This window comes from Rhodococcus sp. Leaf225 (assembly GCF_001426145.1).
In the GTDB taxonomy this organism is placed as follows: domain Bacteria; phylum Actinomycetota; class Actinomycetes; order Mycobacteriales; family Mycobacteriaceae; genus Rhodococcoides.
Map to the genome: position 1 here is coordinate 126,610 of NZ_LMRN01000021.1, position 13,406 is coordinate 140,015.

Consider the following 13,406-nt stretch of genomic DNA (forward strand, 5'->3'; position numbering starts at 1 on the left):
TAGGTTCGGGGGCATGACCGACGCGAGCGCTTTCCGGACTCCCGACGCCTACCTCGACCTTCCCCGCATCGCGGGCCTCGCACTGTCCGTCGACGGAGCGTCGCTCGTCACCACGATGTCCGAGCTGAATGCCGCACGGACGAAGTACGTCTCGAGTCTGTGGTCCATCGCGACGGACGGCACGTCGGCGCCGCGCCGGCTCACCCGGTCCGCCACCGGTGACTCCGCACCGACCTTCGCCGCGAACGGCGACCTGCTCTTCGTGCGAGCGGAGTCCGGTGACGACGACGCACCGTCCGCGGTGTGGGCGCTGTCCGCGCGGGGCGGAGAGGCCCGCAGAGTCGCGCACCGCGGCGGAGGGGTCGGGGGAGTCGTGGCCGCGTCCGACGCGCCGGTGTTCGCTGTCTCCGGTGAGGTTCTGGGCGACGTCGACCGTGACGAGACGCTGCGCGCGCTGCGGAAGGACAAGGCCGTCTCCGCGATCCTGCACAGCGGATATCCGATGCGGCACTGGGACAGCGACCTCGGTCCGGCGTCCACGCACGTCTTCGTGGGGAACCTCGGCGACACCGAGGACACCGACGTCGCACTGAGGACGGTGACGCCGCGACCCGGCGGTTCGGCGGGCGGCGGCGCGTACCGCGACACCTCCGTCGCGGTGGCTCCCGACGGCTCGTGGCTGGTGGCCACACGCAGGGTCGCGGGAGCCGATGCCACCACACGGCACGTGCTCGTCCGGATCGACACCTCGGACGGTGCCGACGCCGTGCTGGTCGACGACCCGGTGGCCGACGTCGGTGCCCCTGCCGTCTCGCCGGACGGAACGCGCGTAGCCTATGTGCGCGAGACACATCCGGAGCCGGATGCGGCGCCGCGGACCACGCTGCACGTCCTCGACCTGACGACCGGAATCCCGGAGCAGTGGGCGGCCGGGTGGGACCGGTGGCCGTCGTCGCCGGTGTGGTCCGCCGACGGGCGCAGCATCCTGGTGACGGCGGACGACGACGGCCGGGCACCGATCTTCGTCGTGACGCCCGACGCGGCCCGCCGCCTGACGCACGACGACCACGCCTACACCGACCTGCGCCCGGCTCCGGACGGTGATGTCGTCCACGCGCTGCGCTCGTCGTATCGCGTTCCGCCGCATCCGGTCCGGATCACGCTCGTCGACGGTGCGGTGACCGAGCTGCGATCACCGGCCGCCACGCCGACACTGCCGGGCACCCTCGAGGACGTCGAGACCACCGCCGAGGACGGCGTGCGGGTGCGCGCCTGGTTGGCTCTGCCCACGGGCACGTCCGCCGACTGGCCCGCGCCGCTGGTGCTGTGGGCGCACGGCGGACCGCTCGGATCGTGGAACGCCTGGTCGTGGCGCTGGAATCCGTGGATGCTGGTGGCACAGGGATTCGCCGTCCTGCTCCCCGATCCGGCACTGTCCACCGGGTACGGACAGGCGTTCGTGCAGCGCGGCTGGGGCCGATGGGGGACGGAGCCCTACACGGACCTGATGGCCGTCACCGACGCCGTCGAGCAACGCGAGGACATCGACTCCACGCGCACGGCGATGATGGGCGGCTCGTTCGGCGGCTACATGGCCAACTGGGTCGCAGGTCACACCGACCGCTTCCGGGCGATCGTCTCGCACGCCGGTCTGTGGGCGCTGGACCAGTTCGGTCCCACCACCGACGAGGCGTCGTACTGGGCGCACGAGATGACGCCGGAGATGGCGTTCGAGAACTCACCGCACCTGGCCGTCGCGGACATCGTCACCCCGATGCTGGTGATCCACGGCGACAAGGACTATCGCGTGCCCGTGGGCGAAGCGCTGCGGTTGTGGTGGGAGCTGTTGTCCGAGTCCGGTTCTCCCGCCGACGAGAACGGGGAGACCGTGCACCGGTTCCTGTACTTCCCCGACGAGAACCACTGGATCCTCTCGCCGCAGCACACCGCTGTCTGGTACGGCGCCGTGCACGCCTTCCTGGCCGAGCACGTACTCGGACAATCCACTCCGATGCCCGAGATCCTCGCGGCGCGACCGGGCCGGACCGTCGATCCCGACGCGCACTAGAATCACCCGGTGACCAGATCGACGACAGCGCCCGACGAGAACCCTGCCGACCGCCTGCCCAGGGCCTGGAATCCCGGTGACGTGGAAGCAGGCCTCTACCAGGGATGGGTCGACTCCGGGTACTTCGTCGCCGATCCGGACAGCGCGAAGCCGGGGTACTCGATCGTGCTCCCGCCGCCCAACGTCACCGGCAGCCTGCACATGGGCCATGCCCTCGATCACACACTGATGGACGTCCTGTCCCGCCGCAAGAGGATGCAGGGCTACGAGGTGCTGTGGCTTCCCGGCATGGACCACGCGGGCATCGCCACGCAGTCGCTCGTGGAGAAGCAACTCGTCGCCGAGGGAACGTCCAAGGACGAACTGGGTCGGGACGCCTTCATCGAGAAGGTGTGGGAGTGGAAGCGTGAGTCCGGCGGCACCATCGGCGAGCAGATGCGCCGGATCGGTGACGGCGTCGACTGGAGCCGCGAGCGGTTCACGATGGACGAGGGCCTCTCGCGTGCCGTCCAGACCATGTTCAAGCTGCTCCACGATCGTGGCCTGATCTACCGCGCCGAGCGCCTCGTCAACTGGTCGCCGGTGCTGAAGACGGCGATCTCCGACATCGAGGTCAAGTACGAGGACGTCGAGGGCGAACTGGTCTCGCTGCGCTACGGATCGTTGAACGACGACGAACCGCACGTGGTGGTCGCCACCACTCGTGTCGAGACGATGCTCGGCGACACCGCCGTCGCCGTTCACCCCGACGACGAGCGCTACCGGGACCTGGTGGGAACGACGCTTCCGCACCCGTTCCTCGACCGCGAGATCCCGGTCGTCGCCGACGACTACGTCGACCCCGAGTTCGGCACCGGCGCCGTGAAGATCACGCCGGCACACGACCCCAACGACTTCGAGATGGGTCTCCGGCACAGCTTGCCGATGCCGTCGATCATGGACACGTCGGGCCGGATCGCCGACACCGGAACGCAGTTCGACGGTATGGACCGCTTCGAGGCTCGTGTCGCCGTGCGCGAGGCACTCGCGGAGCAGGGCCGCGTCGTCGCCGAGAAGCGTCCGTACGTCCACAGTGTCGGCCACTCCGAGCGCAGCGGCGAGCCCATCGAGCCGCGACTCTCCCTCCAGTGGTGGGTGAACGTCTCCACGTTGGCGGCCTCCGCCGGCGACGCCGTGCGCGACGGGCGCACCGTGGTGCACCCGAAGAGTCAGGAACCGCGGTGGTTCGCGTGGGTCGACGACATGCACGACTGGTGCATCTCGCGCCAGCTGTGGTGGGGGCACCGCATCCCCATCTGGTACGGACCCGACGGTGAGACGGTCTGCCCGGGCCCCGACGAGACGCCGCCCGAGGGCTGGGTGCAGGACCCGGACGTGTTGGACACGTGGTTCTCGTCCGGCCTGTGGCCCTTCTCGACGATGGGCTGGCCCGACCGCACTCCCGACCTCGAGAAGTTCTATCCCACCAGCGTTCTCGTCACGGGTTACGACATCCTGTTCTTCTGGGTCGCCCGCATGATGATGTTCGGCACCACCGTCGGCGACGAGCTGCCCGGTCCGGTGCCGTTCCGCGACGTGTTCCTGCACGGGCTGGTGCGTGACGAGTTCGGCCGCAAGATGTCGAAGTCGAAGGGCAACGGCATCGACCCTCTCGACTGGGTCGACCGATTCGGTGCGGATGCACTGCGTTTCACGCTGGCGCGCGGCGCCCATCCCGGCGGTGACCTCTCCGTCGGCGAGGACAACGCGCAGAGTTCGCGCAACTTCGCCACCAAGCTGTTCAACGCCACCAAGTTCGCGTTGATGAACGGCGCTGTGGTGCAGGATCTCCCGGCCCGCGAGACGCTCACGGACGCCGACCGCTGGATCCTCGACCGGCTGGCGACGGTACGCGCCGAGGTGGACGACGCGCTGGACCGCTACGAGTTCGGCAAGGCGTGCGAGGCGCTGTACCACTTCGCCTGGGACGAGGTCTGCGACTGGTACCTCGAACTGGCCAAGGTGCAGTTCTCGTCGGAGAGCGCGGCGGAACCCACTCGTATCGTCCTCGGTGTCGTGCTCGACTCCATTCTCCGCCTGCTGCATCCGGTCGTCCCGTTCGTCACCGAGACGCTCTGGAAGGCGCTCACGGGCGGCGAGAGCATCGTGGTCGCACCGTGGCCGAAGGAGACCGGGGTCGGAGCCGATCCCGTCGCGTTGCAACGCGTGTCCGACATGCAGAAGCTCATCACCGAGGTGCGCCGCTTCCGCAGCGACCAGGGCGTGAAGCCGAAGCAGAAGGTCCCGGCGCGGCTGCTCGGGGTCGAGGAGGCGGACCTCACGGCACAGATCCCCGCGACCCGTGCGCTCGCCTTCCTGACGGAGCCGGAGGAGGACTTCGCCGAGACGGCGTCCATCGAGGTTCGACTCTCGCTCGGTACCGTCGTCGTCTCCGTCGACACGTCCGGCACCGTCGACGTGGCGGCCGAGCGCAAGCGCGCCGAGAAGGATCTCGCGGCCGCGGAGAAGGAACTCGCCGCCACCACGGCCAAGCTGGGCAACGAGGCCTTCATCGGCAAGGCCCCCGAGGCGGTCGTGGACAAGATCCGCGCACGGCAGCAGATCGCCCGCGAGGACGTCGAGCGCATCACCGCACGTCTGCGTGAGATGGGGCCGGCGTGAGCTATCCGGGAAACTCCGGGCCGGAGGGGGTGACGGGACCCTCCCCGGTCGATCTCGCCGAGTTCACGCTGGTGGAGTCCGAACTGGACCAGCGCTGGGGCGAGACGACCATCGAGCCGTCGCTCACGCGCATCAGTGCGCTGATGGACCTGCTCGGGTCCCCGCAGGCGAGCTACCCGTCCATCCACGTCGCGGGCACCAACGGCAAGACGTCGGTCACCCGGATGATCGAGTCGCTGCTGCGGGCGTTCCACCGGCGCACCGGTCGCACCACCAGCCCCCACCTGCAGTTGGCCACCGAGCGGATCGCGGTCGACGGGGTGCCGCTGACCCCTCGCCAGTACGTCGACACGTACCGCGACATCCTGCCGTACGTCGAGATGATCGACGCGCAGTCGGAGGCCGCGGGCGGGCCCAGAATGAGCAAGTTCGAGGTGGTGACCGCGATGGCGTTCGCGGCGTTCGCGGAGGCCCCGGTCGACGTCGCCGTCGTCGAGGTGGGTCTCGGCGGGCGGTGGGACGCCACCAACGTGGTGGACGCGCAGGTCTCCGTCATCACCCCGATCGGTATCGACCACATCGAGTACCTCGGTACCGATCTGGCCGGTATCGCCGAGGAGAAGGCCGGCATCATCAAGAAGGCCCCCGAACGGCTCGATCCGGTCGACACGGTGGCGGTTCTCGACGAGCAGCAACCCGAGGTCACCGACGTCCTGTTGCGGCGTGCCGTGGAGATGGACGCGGCGGTGGCCCGCGCCGGGTCCGAGTTCGTGGTCCTGGCCCGTCGCGTCGCGGTCGGCGGTCAGCAGCTCGAGCTCCGCGGCCTCGGCGGCGTGTACGACGACATCTTCCTTCCGCTCCACGGTGAACACCAGGCGCGCAACGCCTCGCTGGCACTCGCGGCGGTCGAGGCGTTCTTCGGCGCGGGTGCCGACCACGGACTCGACGTCGAGACGGTGCGCGAGGGTTTCGCCTCGGTGGTGAACCCGGGCCGACTCGAGCGGGTGCGCAACGCACCGACGGTCTTCGTCGACGCCGCGCACAACCCGCACGGCGCCGCCGCACTCGCCGCGACGCTCACGGCCGAGTTCGACTTCCGCAAGCTCGTCGGCGTCGTGTCCGTGATGAAGGACAAGGACGTCGACGGCATCCTGCAGGCACTCGAACCCGTGCTCGACGAGATCGTCGTGACCCACAACGGCTCCCCACGCGGGCTCGACGTCGAGGCACTCGCCGACGCCGCCGTGGCCAAGTTCGGCGACGAGCGTGTCGTCGTCGCGGAGACGCTCCCGGACGCACTCGAGATCGCGATCGGCATCGCGGAGGACGTCGCGGACGAGGGCGAGGCCGTCTCCGGTGCCGGCGTCGTCGTCACGGGATCCGTGGTGACCGCCGGTGCGGCACGCACTCTCTTCGGGAAGGACCCGGTATGACAGTCCCCGAGGCGGGCCAGGTCCCGCCGCCCGCACGCGATCCGTGGAAGGGGTTCCGCGGCGTCTGCGCCGGCACCCTCGTCCTCGAGGCGATCGTCGTCTTCCTGTCGCTCCCGGTCGTCGCGACCGTCGGCGGTGGACTCACGTGGATCAGTGGGACGTACATCATCGCGCTGGGCGTGGTCATGTTGCTCGGTGCAGGACTGCAGGGTCGGTCGTGGGCTCTGTCCTTCGATCTCGCGTTGCAGGTCCTGGTGATCCTCGGCTTCTTCGCGCACCCGTCGATCGCCGTCGTGGGCGTGCTGTTCCTCGCCGTGTGGGTGTACCTGCTGTATCTGCGCCGCGATCTCCGCAAGCGCATCGCCGAGGGCCGGTTGCCGAGCCAGCGAGAATGACGCCGGTGCTCCGGGGCCGATCGAGGGTCCTCTAGGCTCAGCGCTCGTGACCGAACGCACTCTCGTACTGATCAAGCCGGACGGCGTCGAACGTCGCTACGTCGGCGACATCCTCGGCCGTATCGAGCGCAAGGGGCTCGACCTCGTCGCCCTGAAGCTCCTGACGGTGGACCGCGAGGTGGCGGAGAAGCACTACGCCGAGCACGCCGAGCGGCCGTTCTTCCCCGACCTCATCGAGTTCATCACCTCGGGACCGCTCGTCGCGGCGGTGCTCGAAGGTCCTCGTTCCATCGAGGCCTTCCGTCAGATCGCCGGTGGCACCGACCCCGTGGCCAAGGCGACGCCCGGCACCATCCGCGCCGACCTCGCGCTGGACGGACAGAAGAATCTGGTCCACGGCTCCGACTCGCCCGAGTCCGCTGCTCGTGAGATCGCGCTCTGGTTCCCCGAGCTCGGCTGACGCTCCACCTCGAGTCCCACCCCCGACCGCCGGGCCGCACCGCGAACCCCGCAGTGGCACGCGGCGGTCGGGGAGTGTGGGATACTGGCCTAGGTCGCGGCGCGCACCACGCGAACGTGACCGGATGACAATCACGGACCGAAGCCCGTCATCGCGAACACGCGCAGGCATCGATGCGAGTCTCCTTCTCGCACCGCCGACGCGTCCCGCTGAAGATCAGGTGCTCGGATCGCGATCCGCCCAGGCAGTGCGGTGACAGTCGCCGACCGTTCCGGTCGACGACCTGACGCAGTGCGAACCCGCTTTTTCGTCGGATCGTCCGATCCCGCGAACGAACCATGACTCCCGCGTGGCCGCGTGCCATTCGACGGACGACGCCCGATCGGGCACCTCGACCGTGGATGTTCGCGCCCGGGAGCCCGAGGAGAACACGTGGCCGACACCGTGCCGCCCCAGGAGCCGCTCGATCAGGGCGCCCCCACCTTCCCCGAGCGCATCCGCGTTCACGCGCTCGCCAAGCTGCTGGGAGTGACCAGCAAGCAGGTCGTCGCCCAGCTGGCCGAGATGGGCGTCGACGTCCGCAGCGTCCAGTCCAGCGTCGTTCGTGACGACGCGCAGACCGTCGCCTCCGCACTGGGTGCTCCGGCGCTCGACGCCGCCGACGTGGCAGATCTGCCCGCTGCCGAGAGCACACCTCCCGCCGCCGAGGAGACCAGCTCGGCGTCCACGGCCGACGAGAGTCCGGCCTCTCCCACCGAGCCGGACCTCTTCACGAACATCGAGACGGCCGAGGCGACGGCCCCGTCGTCCGCCGACCCCGCCACCGCGCCGCTGTTCCTGCAGCCCGAGGTCACCGAGGCGCCGAAGGCTCCCCGGACGCGGGCACGTCGCGCTCGATCCGCGCCGAAGAAGGCGGAGGTCGACGAGACCACGACAGCGGACGCACCCGAGGCCGACGGCACTGCCGACGTGTCCACCCCTGTCGTCGAGACGGCGACCGAGTCCGACACCTCCTCGTCCGATGCCTCCGCGTCCGACGAGGGCACCGACGACGACGCGAACGAGCAGGACGGATCGTCCGGTCCTCGCCGCCGCCGCCGCGGCCGTCGTGGCCGTGGTCGCGGACGCGGTGACAACCAGAACGACGACAACCAGAACGACGATCAGAGCGACGACGACGAGTCGGACGAGTCCGCCGCGGATCGCTCCGATGCGCCTGCCGCCGAGGACGCGACGGCGGAACCGGTGACCACGGACACGGACGACGCCGCGGAGGGCGACGACGCCCCGAAGCGCTCCTCGAGCCGCCGCTCGCGCAGCCGTCGTGGGTCGCGGGCGGACACGTCCGCCGACTCGGACGCGCCCGAGACCACCGATTCGACCGACGCGTCGAGCACGAGCGACACCACTGCCGGCGAGACGGAACCGTCCGCGGAGGACACCGACGGTGCCTCCGGGGAGAACGACGGCGCCTCCGGGGACAACGACGGCGCCTCCGGGGACAACGACGACGACTCGACCGGGGACAGCGCGAGCCGTCGCCGGCGCCGCCGTCGTCGCCGCAAGAGCGGTGGCGAGAGCGCGGACGCCGAGACCACGACCGACGACGATCCGCCCAACACGGTGGTGCACGAACGCGAGCCACGTCAGCGCGCGGCCAAGTCCAAGGACGAGGTCCAGGGCATCACCGGGTCGACCCGGCTCGAGGCGAAGCGTCAGCGTCGCCGCGACGGTCGTGACGCCGGCCGTCGCCGTCCGCCGATCCTGACCGAGTCCGAGTTCCTCGCGCGCCGCGAGTCGGTGGACCGGACGATGGTCGTGCGCGAGAAGTCGCTGGCCGGGCACCCGGACCTGACCCAGGTCGCGGTGCTCGAGGACGGCGTTCTCGTCGAACACTTCGTCACCAGCACGGCCTCGGGCTCCATCGTGGGCAACGTCTACCTCGGCCGCGTGCAGAACGTGCTGCCCAGCATGGAAGCCGCGTTCATCGACATCGGCAAGGGCCGCAACGGTGTGCTGTACGCCGGCGAGGTCGACTGGGACGCCGCCGGTCTGGGCGGCAACAGCCGCAAGATCGAGCAGGCGCTCAAGCCCGGTGACCAGGTGCTCGTGCAGGTCAGCAAGGATCCCGTCGGGCACAAGGGCGCCCGGTTGACCACGCAGATCTCGCTCGCCGGCCGCTTCCTGGTCTACGTGCCCGGTGGCTCGTCCACCGGCATCAGCCGCAAGCTGCCCGACAACGAGCGCAAACGTCTCAAGGACATCCTGCGCGACATCGTCCCGTCCGAGGCCGGGGTCATCATCCGGACCGCGTCGGAGGGCGTCAGCGCCGAGGAGCTCGAGCGCGACGTCACCCGTCTGCAGGCGCAGTGGGCCACCGTCTCGGAGCGCTCGACGGGTGCCGAGGCGTCCAAGTCGTCGGCTCCGGTCACGCTGTACGAGGAGCCCGACCTCCTGGTCAAGGTGGTCCGCGATCTCTTCAACGAGGATTTCTCCAAGCTGGTCATCGAGGGCGACCGTGCCTGGTCGACGGTGCAGAACTACATCGAGACCGTCGCCCCCGACATGCTGCCCCGCGTCGAGCGGTACACCTCGGCGTCCAAGGACGTCGATGTCTTCGGTGCCTTCCGCATCGACGAGCAGCTGGCCAAGGCGCTCGACCGCAAGGTGTGGTTGCCGTCCGGCGGCACGCTGGTGATCGACCGCACCGAGGCCATGACCGTGGTCGACGTCAACACCGGCAAGTTCACCGGTGAGGGCGGCAACCTCGAGGAGACCGTCACCCGGAACAACCTCGAGGCGGCCGAGGAGGTCGTGCGGCAGATGCGCTTGCGCGACATCGGCGGCATGATCGTCGTCGACTTCATCGACATGGTGCTCGAGTCCAACCGCGACCTGGTGCTCCGTCGCCTGACCGAGGCCCTGGGCCGCGATCGCACACGGCACCAGGTGTCCGAGGTGACGTCGCTCGGACTGGTCCAGATGACGCGCAAGCGCATGGGTACCGGTCTCATCGAGGCGTTCTCCACGACGTGCGAGCACTGCCACGGGCGTGGGCTGATCATGCATCAGTTCCCCGTCGAGCCGGCCAAGGACGAGGGTGGGCGCTCCCACTCCCGCTCCGATCGGTCGCGGTCCGACAACTCCCGTTCGGACACCACCTCCCGCTCCGACAGCCAGGCCTCCGAGGGCGGCTCGCGTCGCAAGCGCGGCGGCCGGGACCGTTCGGAGAATCGAGTCGACGAGACGACGACGGCCGAGACCACCGAGTCCGAGTCGGGAAGCGACACGGCTGTGCGTCGTGCTCATCCCGTCGCTCTGGCCATGGCGGCGCACCTGCATCCGGACGATGTCGCCGAGGTGGCGGACACCGTGTCGGATCCGATCGAGGACGCGACGGCCGCCGTGGCAGCGGTGCGCGACGCCGCCGGCCGCAACGGCCGATCGGACTCGGCCGCCGAGGTGACCGAGACGTCGGACACGCCGTCGACACCCGATTCCGCCACACCCGAACCCGCGGCGCCGGAGCCTGTCACTCCCGAACCCACCGCCGCGACGCGTCCGCGCCGCAGTCGTCGGGTGTCCCGAGCGGCGTCCGCGCCGGCCGGGGACTCCGCCGGCACGGTCATCGTGGTGCCCTCGGCGCCCGAGACATCCACGGCAGCACCGACTTCCGACAGCGGCGACGAGGGCGGCGCTGCCGAACCCGTTGCGGTGACCGTCGGGGGCGGCGCCTCCGTGGAGCCCGTCGCACCGGTCCGGCGTCCGCGCCGTCGGGCAGCGGGTCGGCCGGCCGGACCGCCAGTGGACGACGAGGCCTGAGCTGCGGCCGAGCACCGGGCCCGGCGGTTTGACCGAGCCACGGGCTCTACCGTAATCTTGGACAGTCGCTGTCGGCGACGTGGCTCCGTCCTGCCCTCCGCGAGGTGAGCGGGCGCAGCCACCCGAACTTCGGTTCGCCGGCGCAAGAGTGTGACCAGCAGGGGCTGCGGAACCGCAGCCACGAGACCAGTCACGTCCCCGACCAGGGACGTGAGAACGCATCAAAGAAGCAAGGGGTAGCCCTCCGATGGCAACGTACGCGATCGTCAAGACCGGCGGAAAGCAGTACAAGGTCGCTGTAGGTGACCTCGTCAAGGTCGAGAAGATCGAGGGAGCGCCCGGAACGGCTGTCTCGCTTGCTCCTGTTCTCGTCGTCGACGGGTCCGAGCTGACCACCGGGGCCGACAAGCTGGCCGGCATCACCGTCACCGGTGAGGTCGTCGAGCACACCAAGGGCCCGAAGATCCGCATCCACAAGTTCAAGAACAAGACCGGGTACCACAAGCGTCAGGGACACCGGCAGAAGCTGACCGTCCTGAAGGTCACCGGCATCAAGTAAGTCCTGATACCGGTCTCCATCCGGCGTCTCTGCGTCACCACGGCTCGTTCCACCAGGGCTCGTCCATCACGGCACCGGCTCCACCAACCCCGGGAGGGTTTCTCATGGCACACAAGAAGGGCGCGTCCAGCTCACGCAACGGTCGCGATTCCAATGCTCAGCGTCTCGGCGTCAAGCGCTTCGGCGGACAGTCGGTCAGCGCGGGCGAGATCCTCGTCCGTCAGCGCGGCACCCACTTCCACCCGGGTGTGAACGTCGGCCGTGGCGGCGACGACACGCTCTTCGCCCTCTCGGCGGGTGCAGTTCTCTTCGGCACCAAGCGTGGCCGCAAGACCGTCAACATCGTCCCGGCCGCCGCGGAGGCCTGATTCTCCTGCGGCGCCCGCGAGGTCCGGCTTCGGCCGTTCGCGCGACGTCAGTGCACGTTCCCGTCAGGGGCGGTTCGGAGGGCTCGTCCTCCGTCCGCCCCTGACGGCGTTTCACCCCTCGGCGCCCTGTCGGCCGCCGATCTCTCAGCAGTTCAGCATCATCTGCCTTTCGGAAGGACCCTCCACCCATGTCGCGTTTCGTCGACCGTGTCACCCTGCACGTCAGTGCGGGAAAGGGCGGTAACGGGTGCTCCTCCGTCCACCGGGAGAAGTTCAAGCCCCTCGGTGGTCCGGACGGCGGCAACGGCGGCCGCGGCGGCGACGTGGTCCTCGTGGTGGATCCGAGCGTGCACACCCTTCTCGACTTCCACTTCCACTCCCATGCGAAGGCAGGAAACGGCACGCAGGGGGCCGGCAGCAATCGCGACGGCGCCGTCGGCGAGGACCTGATCCTGGGTGTCCCGGACGGCACCATGGTTCTCGACAGCGACGGCCGGATCCTTGCCGACCTGGTGGGCGAGGGCACGCGTTTCGACGCGGCGGCCGGCGGTCGCGGCGGCCTGGGCAACGCCGCCCTCGCATCGCGAGCACGCAAGGCGCCCGGCTTCGCGCTCCTCGGCGAGGACGGGGTCGAGCGCGACCTGGTCCTGGAGCTCAAGTCCGTGGCCGACGTCGGTCTGGTGGGCTTCCCGAGCGCCGGAAAGTCGTCTCTCGTCTCCGTGCTCTCGGCCGCCAAGCCGAAGATCGCCGACTACCCGTTCACGACACTGGTCCCGAACCTCGGCGTCGTCTCGAGCGGCGACACCACGTTCACCGTCGCCGACGTCCCCGGCCTCATCCCCGGCGCCAGCCAGGGCAAGGGGCTGGGCCTGGACTTCCTGCGTCACCTCGAGCGCTGTGCTGTGCTCGCCCACGTCGTCGACTGCGCGACCCTCGATCCGGGTCGTGATCCCGTGTCCGACGTCGACGCTCTCGAGGCCGAACTGGCCGCGTACACGCCCGCCCTGTCGAGCGACGCCGGCCTGGGCGAGTTGGCCGATCGCCCGCGCATCGTCGTGCTCAACAAGGTGGACGTTCCCGAGGCGCAGGAACTGGCCGACATGGTGCGCGAGGACTTCGAGGCCCGCGGCTGGCCCGTCTTCGCCATCTCCGCGGTGAGCCGGGAAGGTCTGCGCCCCTTGACCTTCGCCCTCGCGGAGCTGGTCGCGCAGTACCGCATCGATCATCCCAAGGCCGTCGCGCGTCGGCAGGTCATCCGGCCCGTCGCCACCGACAAGGCGGGCTTCAGCGTCATCTCCGATCCTGACGAGCCGGGCGGCTTCATCGTGCGCGGTGAGCGCCCGGAGCGGTGGGTCATGCAGACGGCCTTCGACAACGACGAGGCCGTCGGTTACCTCGCCGACCGACTCGCTCGTCTCGGTGTCGAGGCGGAACTGGTCAAGCAGGGCGCGCAGCCCGGAGCGTCCGTGACCATCGGCGACGTCAGCTTCGAGTGGGAGCCGCAGACCCCCGCCGGTGTCGACGTCACCATGACCGGCCGCGGTACCGACTCGCGCATCGACCAGGTCGAGCGCATCGGCGCGCCCGAGCGCAAGCACGCCCGCCGTGTCCGTCGAGGGCTGGAGAGCGACGAGCAGTGA

9 protein-coding genes are annotated in these 13,406 nt (G+C 69.8%); all 9 read left to right on the forward strand.

Annotated features, from left to right (window positions below; translation table 11 throughout):
* Nucleotides 1–13: 13 nt before the first annotated feature.
* Complete coding sequence (locus ASG69_RS15750) at nucleotides 14–2,068, forward strand: S9 family peptidase (protein WP_056445883.1); 2,055 nt, start codon at nucleotides 14–16, stop codon at nucleotides 2,066–2,068.
* A 9-nt stretch (nucleotides 2,069–2,077) separates the two neighbouring features.
* Nucleotides 2,078–4,729: a valine--tRNA ligase gene (locus ASG69_RS15755; protein WP_056445880.1), complete on the forward strand. Its 2,652-nt coding sequence runs from the start codon at nucleotides 2,078–2,080 to the stop codon at nucleotides 4,727–4,729.
* The gene (gene folC / locus ASG69_RS15760) at nucleotides 4,726–6,162 is read left to right on the forward strand and encodes a bifunctional tetrahydrofolate synthase/dihydrofolate synthase (RefSeq protein ID WP_051613338.1); all 1,437 of its coding nucleotides are present in this window, start codon (nucleotides 4,726–4,728) and stop codon (nucleotides 6,160–6,162) included. Before ASG69_RS15755 ends, folC begins: the two co-directional genes overlap by 4 nt.
* Nucleotides 6,159–6,557 carry a DUF4233 domain-containing protein gene (locus ASG69_RS15765; RefSeq protein ID WP_027505665.1) on the forward strand — a complete coding sequence of 133 codons (399 nt, stop codon included), beginning with the start codon at nucleotides 6,159–6,161 and terminating at the stop codon, nucleotides 6,555–6,557. Before folC ends, ASG69_RS15765 begins: the two co-directional genes overlap by 4 nt.
* 46 nt (nucleotides 6,558–6,603) lie before the next feature.
* Nucleotides 6,604–7,017: a nucleoside-diphosphate kinase gene (gene ndk, locus ASG69_RS15770; protein WP_056445877.1), complete on the forward strand. Its 414-nt coding sequence runs from the start codon at nucleotides 6,604–6,606 to the stop codon at nucleotides 7,015–7,017.
* A gap of 432 nt (nucleotides 7,018–7,449) precedes the next feature.
* Nucleotides 7,450–10,839 (forward strand): translation initiation factor IF-2 N-terminal domain-containing protein, encoded by a 3,390-nt coding sequence (locus ASG69_RS15780; protein WP_056445871.1) that lies wholly within the window; start codon nucleotides 7,450–7,452, stop codon nucleotides 10,837–10,839.
* A 247-nt stretch (nucleotides 10,840–11,086) separates the two neighbouring features.
* Nucleotides 11,087–11,398, forward strand: coding sequence for a 50S ribosomal protein L21 (gene rplU, locus ASG69_RS15785; RefSeq protein WP_027505669.1), 312 nt, complete (start codon nucleotides 11,087–11,089; stop codon nucleotides 11,396–11,398).
* 104 nt (nucleotides 11,399–11,502) lie between these two features.
* Nucleotides 11,503–11,766 carry a 50S ribosomal protein L27 gene (gene rpmA, locus ASG69_RS15790; protein WP_027505670.1) on the forward strand — a complete coding sequence of 88 codons (264 nt, stop codon included), beginning with the start codon at nucleotides 11,503–11,505 and terminating at the stop codon, nucleotides 11,764–11,766.
* A 188-nt stretch (nucleotides 11,767–11,954) separates the two neighbouring features.
* The gene (gene obgE / locus ASG69_RS15795; RefSeq protein WP_027505671.1) at nucleotides 11,955–13,406 is read left to right on the forward strand and encodes a GTPase ObgE; all 1,452 of its coding nucleotides are present in this window, start codon (nucleotides 11,955–11,957) and stop codon (nucleotides 13,404–13,406) included.